Raw genomic sequence first — 16,576 nt, forward strand, 5'->3', positions numbered from 1 at the left:
GCAGCAAGACCAACGGTCAGTTGTAAGGTTTTGCCCAATTCGCGGCGCGCCGCAAGCGTTTCGCCGGGCAAGTCACATGCAGGATGGGGCGCGGTGATCGATGTCCTGTACGGGACAAGGGTGGACTATCCGGGCGCCGGGCCTGCATTCGAGGCGCTCGCGCCGTAGTTGCATGGCACGGAGCGCTCCATAATCGCCTCGTCCTCGCGCCGAATGCACAATATTTGAGCACATGTCTGAGGATTTGCGATCCCAGGTGGCGCGACAGACGGTGCGGACCAGCGTGCGGCGTGACACCGCTCACGTCCTCCGATTGGGCGGGGCTGCTAGCCACTGAGATAGTCCGGCCAGCGGCCGCGAATGGTCGCGAGGTCGCTCAGCGTCCCGGTCAGGTGCTCGCGCAGATGCGTCTGCGCGTCGTTCGGCCGGCCCGCGGCGATCGCATCGACGATCTGCTTGTGATGGCGCAGGATCGTCTGCGCCTTGCCGGGCGAGGGCAGATGCAGCCGGCGCAACCGGTCGATGTGACCGCTGCGGCTGCGCACCAGGGTCCACAGCTCGTGCTTGTCCGCGGCGGTGTAGAGCCGCTCGTGGAATGCGTTGTCGACCACCGTGAATGACGCGAAGTCGCCGTCCCTGGCGAATCGCCGCTGCTGGGCGATCAGAGCATGGAGTTCGTCGATCGGCGCCGCCGCAGGCCGCAGCGCGAGCAGGCGCACGATCTCGAGCTCCAGCGCCTGGCGCAGGAACTGCGCCTGCTGCGCCCGACCAACATCGATGCGGCTGACCAGGGTCGCGTGCTGCGGGAACACGTCGACGAGGCCTTCCTCGGCGAGGCGCATCAGCGCGTCGCGGATCGGCGTCGAGCTGAGGCCGAACTCGGCCTGCAGCGCCGGCCGCGACAATGGCGCTCCCGGTGGGAGCGCGAGGGCGATGATCTGGTCGCGCAACCGCTCGAAGACCTGCGGTGCCGCGCGCCGGCTCGGATCGAGCCGTTCGGGCGGGAGAACCGCAGCAGGCGTCGCGGGCAATGCCATTTGGTGGGACGTCCGGCTCGAATGTCGCAGGGGGAGAACAGCCCTTGTCAGAGATGCACTAATGCATTAGTGCATCTCTCCGCTGGCCGTCAAGAAGGAGCCGGCACGCGAGGAGGGATGTCCCATGTTCGAGAAGTTCGCGCGCTCGGCCGCACGAGCCGCCGGCCTGCTGGCCACGCTGCTGGTCGCGGCGGCCTGGAATGACGCCGCGCAGGCCCAGCAGAAGACCGAAATCTCGCTGTCGCGCCAGCCTGGCATCTTCTACATGCCGAGCCACATCATCGAGAAGAACAAGCTGATCGAGAAGCATGCGGCCGCGCTCGGCGTGCCCGGCGTCACCACCAAATGGCTGACCTTCTCCGGCGGCGGCGCGCAGACCGATGCGCTGTTGTCGGGCAGCGTCGACATCCTCAACACCGGCACCGGCAATCTGCTGCTGTTGTGGGATCGTACCCGCGGTGGCGTGAAGGGCATCGTCGCCACCTCGGCGCAGCCGATGACCCTGATCAGCCGCGATCCCAACATCAAGTCGATCAAGGACTTCGGTCCCAGTGACAAGATCGCCGTGCCGACCGTCAAGGTCTCGACCCAGGCCATCGTGCTGCAGATCGCGGCCGCCGAGGCGTTCGGCGCCGATCAGTGGAACAAGCTCGACGCCAACACCGTGCAGCTCGGTCACCCCGACGCCTATACGGCGCTGTCGAACCCGCAGCACGAGGTGCACAATCATTTCTCGATCCCGCCCTACACGTTCCTCGAATTGAAGAACGTGCCCGGCGCGCATGTCGTGATGAATTCGCCCGACGTCATGGGCGGACCGCTGAGCCAGGCGCAGTTCTTCACCACCACGAAGTTCGCCGACGCCAATCCGAAGATCATCCAGGCGGTGCGCGATGCGACCAAGGAAGCGCAGGACCTGATCCGCAGCGATACCAGGACGGCGGTCGAGATCTACAAGGAGATCACCGGCGACAAGACCTCGGTCGATGACCTGCTCGCCTGGCTCAAGGAGCCCGGCATGATGGAATGGAATCTGGAGCCGCAGGGCACCATGAAGTTCGCGGCCCATCTCGCCAAGATCGGCACCATCAAGACCCAGCCCAAGGCCTGGACCGACTATTATCTGCCGGTCGCGCATGATCTGAAGGGCAACTGATGTCCGCGCTGCTCGACGTCGATGGCGTCACCCTGCGCTACAAGACCTCCAGCGCGGTGATCACCGCGACGGAGCGGGTCGGCTTCTCCGTCGACCGCTCCGATCGCTTCGTGCTGCTGGGACCGTCCGGTTGCGGCAAGTCGACCTTGCTGAAGGCGGTCGGTGGCTACATCAAGCCGAGCGAGGGCCGGATGCGCATCAACGGCCGCGAGATCACCGGTCCTGGCGCCGATCGCATGATGATCTTCCAGGAGTTCGACCAGCTGCTGCCGTGGAAGACCGTGCTCGCCAACGTGATGTTCCCGCTGCTGACGGCGCGGCGCATGCCGCGCAAGGAGGCCGAGAGCCGCGCCCGCACCTATATCGAGAAGGTCGGGCTGACGCGCGTTGTCGATGCCTATCCGCACACGCTGTCGGGCGGCATGAAGCAGCGCGTCGCGATCGCCCGGGGCATGGCGATGGAGCCGGACATCCTGCTGATGGACGAGCCGTTCGCCGCGCTCGATGCGCTGACGCGGCGCACCTGCCAGGACGAGCTGCTGCAGTTGTGGAACGAGACGAAATTCACCGTCTTGTTCGTGACGCATTCGATCGCCGAAGCCATCAAGATCGGCAACCGCATTCTGCTGCTGTCGCCGCATCCCGGCCGCGTCAAGGCCGAGGTGGTCGACGTCGACAAGGTCTCGGCCGAGGACGGCAGCGCGGCGCGCCTGGAGAAGCAGATCCATGATCTTTTGTTCTCCGAACCTGCAACGACGCATTGAGGACGGCGCCCATGGCTGAAGCCAAGATCATCCTGCGCGATACGTCGGCCGCGAGCGCCGCGCCTGCAGATGTCGCGCGCAAGCTCGGCGTGCTCGAGCTGCTGTGGAACGACGGCTTCGTGCGCAAGAGCCTGATCATTGTCTTGCTCGCCGCGATCTGGCAGGCCTATGGCAGCTATCTCGACAATCCCCTGCTGTTCCCGACCTTCTCCGACACCATCGCGGCGCTGTGGGAGAAGGTCCGCGACGGCACCATCCCGATGCGCGTCTGGACCTCGCTGAAGGTGCTGTTCATGGGCTATGCCGCAGGCATCGTTCTCGCGGCGATCCTGACTGTGCTCGCGATCTCGACCCGCATCGGCACCGATTTCCTCGAGACGATCACGGCGATGTTCAATCCCTTGCCGGCGATCGCGCTGCTGCCGCTGGCGCTGATCTGGTTCGGGCTCGGCAGCGGCAGTCTCGTCTTCGTGCTGATCCATTCGGTGCTGTGGCCCGTCGCGCTCAACACCCATTCCGGCTTCAAAAGCGTCTCGAACACGCTGCGCATGGTCGGGCGCAACTACGGTCTCAGCGGCTTCTCCTATGTGATCCGAATCCTGATTCCGGCGGCGTTCGGCGCCATCCTCACGGGTTTGAAGATCGGCTGGGCCTTCGCCTGGCGCACCCTGATCGCGGCCGAGCTGGTGTTCGGTGTCTCCTCGGGGCAGGGCGGCCTCGGCTGGTTCATCTTCGAGAACCGCAATCTGCTCGAGATCCCCGCGGTGTTCGCTGGCCTGCTGACCGTGATCCTGATCGGTCTCGTGGTCGAGAACCTGATCTTCCGCACCATCGAGCGCAAGACCGTGCTGACCTGGGGAACGCAATCATGAGCCACAAGAAGAGCCCCGATCAGCTGCGCAGCGCGCGCTGGTTCGCGCCCGACGATCTCCGTTCCTTCGGCCACCGCTCGCGGGTGATGCAGATGGGCTATGCCCAGGAGGAGTGGAAGGGCCGTCCGGTCATCGCCATCGTCAACACCTGGTCCGACGCGCAGCCCTGCCACATGCACTTCAAGCAGCGCGTCGACGACGTCAAGCGCGGCGTGCTGATGGCCGGCGGTTTCCCGATCGAGCTGCCTGCGCTGTCGCTGTCGGAGTCGCTGTTGAAGCCGACCACGATGCTCTATCGCAACATGCTGGCGATGGATGTCGAGGAGCTCTTGCGCGGCCACCCCGTCGATGGCGTCGTGCTGATGGGCGGCTGCGACAAGACCACGCCGGCGCTGCTGCTCGGCGCCACCAGCATGAACCTGCCGGCGATCTATCTCCCGGCCGGGCCGATGCTGCGCGGCAACTGGAAGGGCAAGACGCTCGGCTCCGGCTCCGACGCCTGGAAGTACTGGGACGAGCGCCGCGCGGGCAAGCTGTCGGACGCTGATTGGAACGCGATGGAAGCCGGCATCGCCCGCAGCCACGGCACCTGCATGACCATGGGGACGGCCTCGACCATGACCGCGATCGCGGAAGCGATCGGCATGACCTTGCCCGGCGCCTCGTCGATTCCGGCTGCCGATGCCGAGCACATCCGCATGAGCTCGGAATGCGGCCGCCGCGTCGTCGAGATGGTGTGGGAGGACCTGACGCCATCGAAGATCCAGACCCATCAGGCGTTCGAGAATGCGATCGCGGTCGCCATGGCGATGGGCTGCTCGACCAACGCCATCATCCATGTGATCGCGCAGGCGCGCCGCGCCGGCGCCGATATCGGCCTTGATGATTTCGAGGCCGCCAGCCGCAAGGTGCCGGTGCTCGCCAATGTCCGGCCGAGCGGCGACGCCTATCTGATGGAGGATTTCTACTACGCGGGCGGGCTGCCCGGCCTGATGAGCAGGATGAAAGAGCATCTCCATCTGGATTGCATGACCGTCAACGGCCGCACGCTGGGCGACAACATCACAGGCGCCGGCGTCTACAATGACGACGTCATCCGTCCGCAGTCGAACCCGATCTATCGCGAAGGTGCGCTCGCCGTGCTCAAGGGCAACCTTGCGCCGGACGGCTGCGTCATCAAGCCTTCTGCCTGCGATCCGCGCTTCCTCAGGCACACCGGCCCGGCGCTGGTGTTCGACGACTATCCCTCGATGAAGAAGGCGATCGACGATCCAGATCTCGACGTCACGGCCGATCACGTCCTGATCCTGCGCAATGCCGGCCCGCAGGGCGGGCCGGGCATGCCGGAATGGGGCATGCTGCCGATCCCGACCAAGCTGGTGAAGCAGGGCGTCCGCGACATGGTGCGGCTGTCGGATGCGCGCATGAGCGGCACGAGCTATGGCGCCTGCATCCTGCATGTCGCGCCCGAGTCCTACGTCGGCGGCCCGTTGGCGCTGGTGAAGAATGGCGACCTGATCACGCTGGACGTCGCCGCGCGCACCATCAATCTCGACGTGCCCGAGGATGAACTGGCGCGCCGCCGCGCCGCCTGGACTCCGCCGGCCCCGCGCTTCGAGCGCGGCTATGGCTGGATGTTCGCCCGCCACATCAAGCAGGCCAATGACGGCTGCGATTTCGACTTCCTCGAGACCGGCTTCGGCGCCGCAGTCGGCGAGCCAGCGATTTATTAGTTCACCCGTCATTCCGGGGCGCCGCGGAGCGGCGAGCCCGGAATCCATAACCACGATCGGGAGTATGGATTCCGGGCTCGCGCTCCGCGCGCCCCGGAATGACGACCGGAGAGAGCAGGACATGACCAAACTCAGCACCGCCACCCGCAACAAGCTCAAGACCGTCTCGACGGCCACGGTCGCTACCGCGCTGTTCAAGCGCGGCCTGCGCATCCAGTGCATCCAGAACGTCCATCCGCTCAGCCCGGCGCAGCCGACCATGGTCGGCGAGGCCTTCACCTTGCGCTACATCCCAGCGCGCGAGGATCTCAACACCATCGAGGTGTTTCGCGACCGCGGCCATCCGCAGCGCAAGGCCGTCGAGGATTGCCCGCCCGGCGCCGTGCTGGTGATGGACAGCCGCAAGGACGCGCGCGCCGCTTCGGCCGGCGCAATTCTCGTGAGCCGCCTGCAGCAGCGCGGCGTCGCCGGCGTCGTCACCGACGGCGGCTTCCGTGACGCCGCCGACATTGCCAAGCTCGGCATCCCCGCCTTCCACCAGCGTCCGAGCGCGCCGACCAATCTCACCCTGCATCATGCGATCGAGATCAACGGCCCGATCGCCTGCGGCGACGCGCCGGTGTTTCCCGGTGACGTCATCCTCGGCGATTCCGACGGCGTCATCGTGATCCCCGCCCATCTCGCCGACGAGATCGCGGACGAGACGTTCGAGATGACCGCGTTCGAGGATTTCGTTACCGAGGAAGTTGCCAAGGGCCGCTCGATCCTCGGCCTCTATCCGGCGACGGATCCGCAGACGCCCGCCGACTTCGCGGCGTGGCGCGCGAAGAACAACAGGTAGCCGCTACGTCCTCGGCTGTCGTTGCGGATGCGACGCCGATTGCGAGGCGAGATTGGCCCCATACTCCGCTGTCGTCCCGGCCTTGAGCCGGGACCCATAACCACAGGCGGTTGTGATGACGAGGGACGTAGCTCCAGCGCGCTCAACAATTGCCGCCGGTGGTTATGGGTCCCTGCGTTCGCAGGGACGACATTGGTGTTCAGGCGCGATCATGGCTCAAACGCTCCGATCTGCCAGACCCACCGCCCATAGCGCGAACGCGTAGACGATCGCGACCTCGTCCAGCCGGTTGAAGCGGCCGGAGGCGCCGCCGTGGCCGGCGCCCATGTTGGTGCGCAGGAGGACCGGCCCGCCGCCGGTCATCGTCGCGCGCAGCCGCGCGATCCACTTTGCAGGCTCCCAATAGGTGACGCGCGGGTCGGTCAGTCCGGCCATCGCGAGGATCGCGGGATACTCCTTGGCGGCGACGTTGTCGTAGGGCGAGTAGGACAGGATGGTGCGGAAATCCTTCTCGCTCTCGATCGGGTTGCCCCATTCGGGCCATTCCGGCGGCGTCAGCGGCAGGGTATCGTCGAGCATCGTGTTCAGCACGTCGACGAACGGCACCTCGGCGACGATGCCGGCGAACAGCTCGCCCGCGCGGTTGGCGACCGCGCCCATCAGCATGCCACCGGCGCTGCCGCCATGGCCGACGATGCGCCTGGCGCTGGTGTAGTTCGCCGCGATCAGCGCCCGTGCACAGGCCGCGAAGTCGTCGAAACTGTTGGTCTTCTTCTCGCGCTTGCCGTCGAGATACCAGCCCCAGCCCTTGTCGGTGCCGCCGCGGATATGGGCGATGGCGTAGACGAAGCCGCGGTCGACCAGCGACAGCCGGTTGGCCGAGAACGAGGCCGGCATCGCATGGCCATAGGAGCCGTAGCCATAGAGCAGCAGCGGCGCCGAGCCATCGGCGTTGAGGTCGCGCCGGTGCAGCAGCGACACCGGCACCTCGGCGCCGTCCTCCGCCTTGGCCATGATGCGCGTGGTGACGTAGTCGGCCGGATTGTGCCCGGACGGAATCTCCTGGCGCTTGCGCAAGGTCTTCGCGCGCGTCACCATGTCGTAGTCCCACACCTCCGACGGCGTCGTCATCGACGAATAGGCAAAGCGCAGATTGGTGGTGTCGAACTCGTAGGAGCCCATCGCGTCGAGCGAATAGGCGCCTTCGTCGAAGGCGATCGCGTGCTCCTCGCCGGATGCGAGATCGCGGATGACGATCGACGGCAGCGCATTGGCGCGCTCCAGCCGCACCAGGTGCCCGGCATACAGATCGTGGTCGAGCACGTAGATGCCGGCGCGGTGCGGAATGAGGTCGCGCCAGTTGGCGCGCTCGGGCGCGGACAGCGGCGCGGTGACGATCTTGAAGTCGATGGCGCCGTCGGCATTGGTCAGGATGAACAGCTCATCGCCGCGGTCGGCGATCGAATATTGCACGCCGTTCTCGCGCGCGGCCACGAGGCGCGGCGGCGCCTCGGGAGCATCGAGATCGATCAACCGTTGTTCTGACGTCTCGTGGTCGCCGCCGGCGATGACGCAGAACCGGCCCGACGTCGACTCGTGCACATGGGTGAACCAGCCGGTGTCCTTCTCCTCGTACACCAGCGCGTCATCGGCCTGCCTGGTGCCGAGCTTATGCCGCCACACCTGCATCGGGCGGTGATTGTCGTCGAGCTTGACGTAGAAGAAGCTCGTGCAGTCGCGTGACCACACCGCGCCGCCGTCGGTCTCCTCGATCACGTCGTCGAGATCGTTGCCGCTATCCCAGTCGCGGACGCGGATGGTGAAATATTCCGAGCCCTTGGTGTCGGCGCTCCAGGCGACGCGCTTGTGGTCGTGCGAATGTCGGCTGCCGCCGAACTTGAAATAGTCGTGGCCTCGCGCCAGCGCATCGCCATCGAGCCCAATCGTCTCCGCCCCGCCGTTGCGCGGCGTCCGGCAGAACAGCTCGTGCTGGCCGCCCTCGCGATACTTGCGGAAATAGGCGTAGGGCCCGTCCGGCGACGGCACCGAGGAATCGTCCTCCTTGATGCGGCCGCGCATCTCCGCGACGAGCTTCTTCTGCAGCGGTGAGGTGTGGCCGAGCACGGATTCCGCATAGGCGTTCTCGGCCTCGAGATAGGCGCGGATATCAGCATCCAGCAGCGACGGATCGTGCAGCACCTCCTGCCAGCGCGCGTCTTTCAGCCACGCATAGTCGTCGCTTACGGTGATGCCGTGACGGGTGAAGCTGTGCGGATGGCGCGGCGCCACCGGCGCCTTGGTGCTCAAGTCGGTCATGTCGTCCTTTACGGGGTCACGCTCTCGCCGAGCCATTGGATCGCGGCGTCGAGGCCGCCGCGGCCGTGCGGAATCTTCAACGCCACCAGCGCCATTTCGATCACGCCGAGCGTGCCCAGCACCATCGGCGCGTTGACATGGCCCATATGGGCGATGCGGAACGCCTGGCCCTGGAGATCGCCGATCCCGGTGCCGAGCACGACGCCGCACTGCTCCTTGCAGTAGGTCTGCAACACGGCCGGATCATAACCTTCGCCGACCAGCACAGTGGTCACGGTGTTGGAGCGCTCGGCGGCGTCTGCGATGTTGAAGCCGATCACCTGGCCCTCGCTCCACTTCGCCACCGCGCGGCGTACGGCCTCGGCCAACAGCTCATGGCGGCGGAAGGCGTGCGGCAGCCCTTCGGCGAACAGCATGTCCATGGCCTGGCGCAGTGCGAACAGCAGATGCACCGGCGCGGTGCCGCCATATTTGCGATAGTGCTCGGTGCCCTCGCGCTCGCTCCAGTCCCAATAGGGCGTGCGCATGTTGGCGCGCTTGTGCGCCTCGAGTGCGCGGTCATTGGCGGCGACGAAGCCGAGACCCGGCGGCGTCATCAGGCCTTTCTGCGAGCCGGACATCGCGACGTCGATGCCCCAGGCATCCATCTCGAACGGCATGCAGCCGAGCGAGGCCACGGTGTCGACCATGTAGAGTGCCGGGTGGCCCGCGGCCTTGATGGCGCGGCCGATCGCCTCGACGTCGTTGACGACGCCGGACGCCGTATCGATCTGCGCCACCACGATCGCCTTGATGCTGTGCTCCTTGTCGGCGCGCAGCCGCGCCTCGACCTCGGCCGGCCGCACCGCGCGGCGCCAGTCGCCGCGGAGCACTTCGACCTCGGCGCCCATCGCGCGCGCCGCATTGCCCCAGCCGATCGCGAAGCGGCCGCTCTCCAGCACCAGCACCTTGTCGCCGCGCGCCAGCACGTTGGAGAGCACCGCCTCCCAGGCGCCGTGACCGTTGGCGATGTAGATGTAGGTCTTGCCCTTGGTGGCGAACAGCCGGCCGAGATCGGACATGATGCCGTCGGTCAGCTCGACCATCTGCTTGGAGTAGATGTCGAGCGCCGGGCGGTGCATCGCCTGCAGCACCTCGTCGGGCATCGTGGTGGGTCCCGGGATGGCCAGAAACTCCCGGCCCGCGCGAACGGTCATTGTCAGTGTCCTCGGCGATGTGGTTTGGCGGTTGAGGGTGGTGACGGGCTCTCGCACACGGCCGGCCCATGGGCGTTTTACGTGGCGCGGCGCATTAAGAAAAGCCGGAGAAGCCGGGGGGCTGGCATGCCCCCGGCAGGCCGGCGGGTCGGGCCGTCAGCGCCTCGTTTCGCGGCAGCCGGCGGCCTCCGCCTCCTCGACCGAGCAGAACCAGCGGGTGCCCTTGGCGACGTGCATCTTGATCTGCGCGTACCAGCGGCTCTGCGGCGTGTGATAGATGCACTCGCCGGCGCCGTTGACATTGCCCTTGATGGTGCAGTCCGGCGAGGGCGCGACCGGGCCCGAGGCCGAGGCGAGCAGGATTTTGCGCGCGCCCTCCGGCGGGTTGGTGGCCCCGAGGATCGCAGTCTTCTTGTTGCGCACGCGCCAGTCCCATGGCGCGATGAACGCGCCCTGCCACATGCCGGCCTTGGCTGCGCGCGCCTCCGCCTCGTCGGGCTCGTAGTCATGCGAGAGGGTGCGATAGGCCAGCGCCCAGCCGCTGCGCACCAGCCATTTCTGGATGTCCTCGCCATCGACGTCGCAGCGCGCGACCTGGCGGCCGCGGCGGTCGATCGAGCGCGGATGGCAGGTCCAGCTCTTGCCGTCGACGTACTTGATCAGCTCGTCACGCGCCGCCACGCCGCAGGTCCAGCGCTCGCCGTTCTTGTTGAGGCAGAGCTGATCCACGGAGGGCGCGTCGATGCCGCCGAGCCGGATGCGGGTGGTCCCGATCGTGATCCCATCGCCCTCACGGATCTTGGGAATCCCTGTGATGTCGGCCGCGGACGCGACGGAGGGCAGCAGCAGGAGGAGCGCGAGCAGAGCTGGTTTCATCGACATCAACGGGCGCGGGTCGTCCTTGGGGATGGGAAGGCTGGAGCAATTGTGCGGCGGATCGGCCCGCGGTTCCAGCGCCGTGATTGGCTGAGCCGCTCAACTTCGCGCGATGGCGGCTGAAAGGAGGAGCCGAGCTATTGCCAGGGCGTCGCTGTGCTCCCCTCCCCGCAAGGGGGAGGGGAGTGCACCGCCGGGGCCGCTGACATATCGCTCGATCAGTTCACCGCCACCCGCTTTGCCAGCGCCAGGCCCATCAGCACGAAGGCCGAGGTGACCTCGGGGCCGCCGACGAGGATGCGGGTCGGGGTCTTCATCTTGTTCCACTCATAGGCGCGGTACGGATGCCGCCGGCCACCCTCGCCGAACGACGTCACGATGCAATGCACTGCGGGCGCGAAGCTCGCCGCAGCGCCGCCGAGATGGCCGAGCGCGATCAGCGCCAGCGCGGCGTCGAACGGGTTCATCTCGCGGCCGATCAGCTCGTCCTCGACATAGGCGAGCACGCGCAGGCGAATGAGCTCGAACGCGCCGTCGGGATCGATCGCCTGCCGCGCCGCCGGCGGCAGCGCCATGAAGGCGTGGTAGCAGCGGCCGAAATAGGCGCAGTACAGCTCCGGCAGATAATAGATGTGCGAGCGGGGGTCGGCGAAGGCCCCGCTCAGCACCAGCCGCTGCTGGAAGCCGACGATCCGCCTGACGACGTCGAGCCGGGCTTGCGTCTCCAGGATCTGCCAGCGCCCGAGATTGCGGAACGATACCTCGAGCACGTCGAGGTTCAACGTCGGATCGAGATCATTGCCGTAGGGCCGCTCGCCGGCCAGGCTGTCGATCCAGGTCGCGACACCGCCTTCATAGTCGATGTTGTCGTTGATCGGCACCGTCACGCGCGGCTCGTTGCCGCCGGCGCGCACCTGGTAGCCCGCATAGAAATCCAGCAGCGGCTGGCTCAACATCGGATCGTCCGAGCCGGCCTGCGTCGCCGCCGAGAACGAGCACGCCGTGGTGTCGCAATCCGGCACGTAGATGCCGAAGCCGAGGTCCTGCTTGATCTGGGTGAAGAAGCGCGAGAAGCGCGGATGCGGCGGCGGCGCCAGCGCGGTGACGACATTGTAGCTCTTGCCGTCGGCGCCGCGCACCTCCTCGCGGCTGATGGTCAGGCAGAACTCGACCATGGCGGCGATGGCGCTGCGCGCCGCGCTTGTCTGCTCCGATGACGCGAGGCCCGTCTCCAGATAGCTCAGCAGCGCCTCGGTGAAGAACGCGTCGTAATAGGCCGAGCGGTGGCGGATCTGCACCGGCTCCCACATCGGCTCGGCGATGCCGCGCCACGGCGGATTGATCACCGCGGCCGCCGGCGATCGCGCGATGAAGACGCGGGCGAGGTTGAACAGCAAGGTCGAGTTCTTGTAGCCGCGGGCGTCGAGCCCCTGCAGCGCCATCTTGACCTCGCGGCCCTTCATGTCGGGATCGCCGATCAGGTTGAAGGCGGCATAGGTCGGGATGAAGCCATTGCGGCTGAACGAGCCGAGCAGATCGGCGCCACAGGCCCGGATCACGCGATCGACCTCGCCGGCCGGCGGCATGGCCGCCGCCGCAGTCCGGCGCGGCGGGGCAGGGTGGTGCAAGGCGACGCTGTCGACCAGATCGGCGACGGGGCGGCCGACCTGCTCCCAGTCCGGCGTCGGATTGTCGCGGGCAAGGACCAGCGCGTCGCGCAGCGCATTGAGAACAGCGGGATCGTTCAACTCGGGCAGGCCGGCCCGGCGCAGCAATGCGCGCAGCGCCGGGTTCCCGAGCGCGGTCCGGTAGAATTTCGACAGATGCGGGTCGCCGCTGCCGGGCCGGCGCAGGATGGGATCGCAGACCTCGTACAGCGAGGGCCCATCCTTCCGGGCCGTCAGTGCGCGACAGGCCGCGCCGGCGAAATACTGGAAACTCAAGCGAGGACTCGCGGGTTGTCGAAGGCAGGACGAGCGGCATGCGTTGCTCGAGACGCCCGGCAAACGGTGCGTCACGCGCATGCATTGGGCAAACTGACACGCTGGACGGCCAAAGACAACGTGACGGCGGTCACGGCGCGGGAGGCGGATTTGGCGGCAATGTGGTCTCCCGGCGGTCCGTCCGGGGCCGTTTGGAGATCGCCGTCATGGTTAAATTTGCGTTTCTCTTCAAGTGCTTGAAAAGTCAATGGTGTTCCGATGTTGCTTGGGACGCGGGTTCGGGTTAAGCCTTTCTTCGTTGCGGCGCCGCAATTTGCGCGCATTGAGACGACACATCGTCTCGCAACCCCTCAAACCTCAGAGGCGCCAGCGCGACCAAAGGGTGCACCCCTTTGGCATCGATGGGCAGGCTCGGACCAGGATTGACGTGATGACCGCAAGGCAGCCTTCTCTTTCCCGCCGATCGGCCGTGATCGCCGCCGCGCTTCTCTGCACGGTGTCGCTCGCGATCGGCGCGCATGCTGCCCTGAACAAGCGTTCGCTCGAGGCGCCCAAGGCGGCGGCCTCCGAGCAGAGCAGCGTGGCGACCGGCAACGGCGCGCGCCTCGCGCTCGTGATCGGCAATGGTCACTATCCCGACGCGAACGCGCCGCTCGTCCAGCCGATCAACGATGCCCGTGCGCTGACCGGCGCGCTGCGCCGCGACGGCTTCGACGTCGATGTCGTTGAGGATGCCAACAAGGACGACATGGCCCGCGCGGTCGAGCGCCTGAAGGCCAGGATCAAGCCCGACTCGGTCGTGATGCTGTTCTTCGGCGGCTACGCCATCCAGGCCGGACGCGAGAGCTACATGATCCCGGTCGACGCCAAGATCTGGCGGGAAGCCGACGTGCGCCGCGACGGCACCAGCATCGAGCGCCTGCTCGACACCGTCCGCGAGCAGGGTGCGCGCGCCAAGCTGGTGGTGATCGACGCCGCCCGCCGCAATCCCTATGAGCGCCGCTTCCGCGCCTATTCGCACGGCCTGGCGCCGATCAATGCGCCGGCCAACGCCCTGATCCTGTCGTCGGCGACGCCGGGCAAGGTGCTGGACGATCCGAAGGGCCAGAACAGCGTGCTGGTCACCGAGCTGCTGAACCAGCTCGGCAAGAGCCCGAGCGCCGAGACCGTGTTCAACAAGACCCGCAACGCCATCGCCCGCAGCTCCGACGGCGAGCAGGTGCCGACCGTGTCATCCTCGCTGGTCGAGGACATCCGCTTCAGCGCCGACGTCGCCAACGCCGGCAGCTGAGCTTAGCCTGTCCCGCGCCTGAGATGCTCCGCCCTCTCGGCGGCCTCCCACCCTCCCCTGGAGGGGGAGGGTCGCCTCACGGCGAGCGAAGCGAACCGTGGGGCGGGGTGGGGTGATCTCTCCACTTGCACCGTCATCCCTGGCTCCACCCCACCCCGCCGCACGACGCTGGCGCGCCGCGCGACGACCCTCCCCCTCCAGGGAAGGGTGGGGCCGCGTGCCCCTCAGACTCCTGCGGCGTCGCGTCTTTCAATTGCTCGCCATCACCGGCCGGACCGGGTCGCCCTCGCGCAGCAGCGCGCCGGCGCGGGTGACGACGACGTCGCCCTCGGCGAGGCCGTCGCGGATCTCGACCTGGCCGCCGGCCATCAGGCCGATCTCGACCCGCTTGGTCTCGATCCGCTGAGCCCGGACCACCTGCACCACCGTGCCGTCGGGATCGTACAGCACGGCGGTCAGCGGCACCGCGACGCCGCAGCTCTGGCCGATCTTGATCACGGCGCGGCCGAACGAATTGACCAGCAACCGCGCCGTGCCGGTGATGCCGATGAAGGCCTGGCCGAGCTGGCTGTTCGGCTCGACGGTCGGCGCCACCCTTCGGATCTTGCCCTCGACCTCGCCGGCCCCGACGATGCGGATCCGCGCCGTCTGGTTGACCGCGAGCTTGCCGAGCTGGGCTGATGGCACCAGGCCGACGAGATCATATTCGTTGCGGGCGAGAATCGAGAACAGCGCCTCGCCGCGACCGGAGGCGAACGCCCCGATGGTGGCGCTCGATGACAGGATGGTGCCAGCGACCGGCGCCTGGATCATGATCGTGCCGCCCTCCGGCGGCGTCAGCCGCGCCAGGTTCTGTCCGGCCGTGACCGTGTCGCCGGCATCGACCAGCACCTCCGCGACCTTCAGGCCGGGACGATCTGGCCTGACGGCGGTCTCGTCGCGCGCCAGCACCATGCCGGACACCTCGACCGTGTTGTCGAAGCAGGCCTTGGTCGCCTTGAGCACGCTGACCGCGGCGCCCTTCGGTGCGCCGTCATCGGCTGCCGCAGCCTGGATCATCGCCAGCAGGCCGGCGGCGGCGAGCATCGGCATCCGGCGCATCGTGGCGGCAATTGCGGCATGTCCCATCCGAAACCGATCCTCGCGAACCCAATTCATTGCACGGCTGTCGCCGGAATAGCAGACGCGCCGCCGCCGGGCCAGCCGACCCGCGTCCCTGGTAGTCGCGCCAGGATGCCGCGACGTTCAGCCGACGGTGCCGAACTTCTCGGCCGGGTCGCCGTTGACGTTGCCGAATGCCAGCCGTCTTTCACTTGGGACTCACGACCATGCTTCGGCTCTGGATACCGCTTCTGCTCTGCGCCCTCGGCGTCACGCCTGCGGTCTCCGCCGAGCTCACCGCCGACGCCGTCAACAGCGCCGAGCTGCGCAAGCGGCCGCCGGCCGAGGAGAAGATGGATCCGGTGGCGATCCGCGCCCAGGTGCTGCTCGATCGCGCGCATGTCTCGCCCGGCGAGATCGACGGCCGCTTTGGCGACAATGCGCGCAAGGCGCTCGCCGCGTTCGCGCGCGCCAAGGAGCTTGCCGGTGATGCGAAGCTGACGCCCGAGCTGTGGGAGGCGCTGCTGCGCGGCGACCAGGCGCCGGCGATCGTCTCCTACACGATCACCCGTGACGATGTGAAAGGGCCGTTCCTGAAGAAGCTGCCGCAGCACATGGAGGACATGAAGGACCTCCCGGCGCTCGGTTACACCTCGCCGCGCGAGGCGCTGGCCGAGAAATTCCACATGAGCGAAGCGCTGCTGTCGGCGCTCAATCCGAAAGCCAGCTTCGACAAGGAGGGCGAGCAGATCGCCGTCGCCAACGTGATGAGGCCGGATGAGAAGGCGCCGGAGATCACGCGGCTCGACATCGGCAAGGACGCCGGCACGGTGCAGGCGTTCGACAAGGACGGCAATCTGGTGGCGGTGTTTCCCGCCACGGTCGGCAGCGACGAAAAGCCGACGCCCGACGGCACCTTCAAGGTCACCTCGCGGGATGCCGATCCCAACTACCGCTACAATCCGGACTACGAGTTCAAGGGCGTCAAGTCGCGCAAGCCGTTCACCATCAAGCCCGGCCCGAACAACCCGGTCGGCGCCTATTGGATCGGCCTGTCGGTCGGCAACGGCTACGGCATCCACGGCACCGCCGAGCCGTCCAAGGTCGGCAAGTCGGAGTCGCATGGCTGCGTGCGGCTGACCAACTGGGACGTGCGATTCCTCGGCGACCACCTCTCGAAGAAGGCGAAGGTGGAGCTGCATTGAGCGGGTGTGCGATCCCGCTCGCTTGAACTGCAGCAGTGTGTGATCTGCCGAGCGGCGTCGGTAACCTCCGCTGTCGTCCCGGCGAACGCCGGGACCCATAACCACAGGGAGTAGTTCGGGGCAGGCGTGTAGTTAAGAGAGATCGCTTCCACGACCGCCGCGGCGTATGGATCCCGGATCGGCGCCCCGCCGCGCTGGCGCGCGTCGCAGCTTGTCCGGGATGACAGCGGTGGGTGGAGATCACA

The 16,576-nt window shown here is 67.2% G+C and carries 13 protein-coding genes; 7 read left to right on the forward strand and 6 right to left on the reverse strand.

Features of this window, described 5'->3' with window-relative positions:
• Positions 1-326 precede the first annotated feature (326 nt).
• Complete coding sequence (locus tag ACQR0U_RS11675) at positions 327-1,037, reverse strand: GntR family transcriptional regulator (protein ID WP_316173309.1); 711 nt, start codon at positions 1,035-1,037, stop codon at positions 327-329.
• 124 nt (positions 1,038-1,161) lie between these two features.
• Between ACQR0U_RS11675 and ACQR0U_RS11680 the strand changes: the two genes are divergently transcribed.
• The 5 genes from ACQR0U_RS11680 (at position 1,162) to ACQR0U_RS11700 (ending at position 6,403) form a co-directional block, all read left to right on the forward strand.
• Complete coding sequence (locus tag ACQR0U_RS11680; RefSeq protein ID WP_316165719.1) at positions 1,162-2,193, forward strand: ABC transporter substrate-binding protein; 1,032 nt, start codon at positions 1,162-1,164, stop codon at positions 2,191-2,193.
• Positions 2,193-2,957, forward strand: coding sequence for an ABC transporter ATP-binding protein (locus ACQR0U_RS11685; RefSeq protein WP_315750730.1), 765 nt, complete (start codon positions 2,193-2,195; stop codon positions 2,955-2,957). Before ACQR0U_RS11680 ends, ACQR0U_RS11685 begins: the two co-directional genes overlap by 1 nt.
• A gap of 11 nt (positions 2,958-2,968) precedes the next feature.
• The gene (locus ACQR0U_RS11690; RefSeq protein WP_315750732.1) at positions 2,969-3,829 is read left to right on the forward strand and encodes an ABC transporter permease; all 861 of its coding nucleotides are present in this window, start codon (positions 2,969-2,971) and stop codon (positions 3,827-3,829) included.
• On the forward strand, positions 3,826-5,562 hold the full coding sequence (araD, locus tag ACQR0U_RS11695; RefSeq protein ID WP_316201945.1) for an L-arabinonate dehydratase: 1,737 nt from the start codon (positions 3,826-3,828) through the stop codon (positions 5,560-5,562). Before ACQR0U_RS11690 ends, araD begins: the two co-directional genes overlap by 4 nt.
• A gap of 121 nt (positions 5,563-5,683) precedes the next feature.
• The gene (locus ACQR0U_RS11700; protein WP_316201946.1) at positions 5,684-6,403 is read left to right on the forward strand and encodes a ribonuclease activity regulator RraA; all 720 of its coding nucleotides are present in this window, start codon (positions 5,684-5,686) and stop codon (positions 6,401-6,403) included.
• Between the two features lie 216 nt (positions 6,404-6,619).
• Here ACQR0U_RS11700 and ACQR0U_RS11705 read toward each other — a convergent pair whose 3' ends face one another.
• The 4 genes from ACQR0U_RS11705 to ACQR0U_RS11720 all read right to left on the reverse strand — a co-directional run bounded on the left by ACQR0U_RS11705 (position 6,620) and on the right by ACQR0U_RS11720 (position 12,734).
• Positions 6,620-8,719, reverse strand: a complete 2,100-nt coding sequence (locus ACQR0U_RS11705; protein ID WP_434872158.1) for a S9 family peptidase — start codon at positions 8,717-8,719, stop codon at positions 6,620-6,622.
• Positions 8,720-8,727: 8 nt separating this feature from the next.
• Positions 8,728-9,915, reverse strand: a complete 1,188-nt coding sequence (locus ACQR0U_RS11710) for a pyridoxal-phosphate-dependent aminotransferase family protein (protein WP_315716987.1) — start codon at positions 9,913-9,915, stop codon at positions 8,728-8,730.
• Between the two features lie 156 nt (positions 9,916-10,071).
• A complete protein-coding gene (locus ACQR0U_RS11715; protein WP_434872159.1) occupies positions 10,072-10,797 on the reverse strand; it encodes a thermonuclease family protein in 726 nt (241 codons plus the stop codon).
• 212 nt (positions 10,798-11,009) lie between these two features.
• Positions 11,010-12,734, reverse strand: coding sequence for a hypothetical protein (locus ACQR0U_RS11720; protein WP_434843341.1), 1,725 nt, complete (start codon positions 12,732-12,734; stop codon positions 11,010-11,012).
• A gap of 430 nt (positions 12,735-13,164) precedes the next feature.
• Between ACQR0U_RS11720 and ACQR0U_RS11725 the strand changes: the two genes are divergently transcribed.
• Positions 13,165-14,025 (forward strand): caspase family protein, encoded by an 861-nt coding sequence (locus ACQR0U_RS11725; RefSeq protein WP_315750742.1) that lies wholly within the window; start codon positions 13,165-13,167, stop codon positions 14,023-14,025.
• A gap of 249 nt (positions 14,026-14,274) precedes the next feature.
• On the opposite strand, the gene ACQR0U_RS11730 is transcribed toward ACQR0U_RS11725, so the two are convergent.
• Positions 14,275-15,153, reverse strand: coding sequence for an efflux RND transporter periplasmic adaptor subunit (locus tag ACQR0U_RS11730; RefSeq protein WP_315716991.1), 879 nt, complete (start codon positions 15,151-15,153; stop codon positions 14,275-14,277).
• A 200-nt stretch (positions 15,154-15,353) separates the two neighbouring features.
• Here ACQR0U_RS11730 and ACQR0U_RS11735 point away from each other — a divergent pair, with 200 nt between their 5' ends.
• Positions 15,354-16,331, forward strand: coding sequence for a L,D-transpeptidase family protein (locus ACQR0U_RS11735; protein ID WP_434843340.1), 978 nt, complete (start codon positions 15,354-15,356; stop codon positions 16,329-16,331).
• The last annotated feature ends 245 nt before the right edge of the window (positions 16,332-16,576 follow it).

Origin of the sequence: Bradyrhizobium sp. HKCCYLRH3097, from assembly GCF_051167875.1 — a bacterium.
Taxonomy (GTDB): Bacteria; Pseudomonadota; Alphaproteobacteria; order Rhizobiales; family Xanthobacteraceae; genus Bradyrhizobium.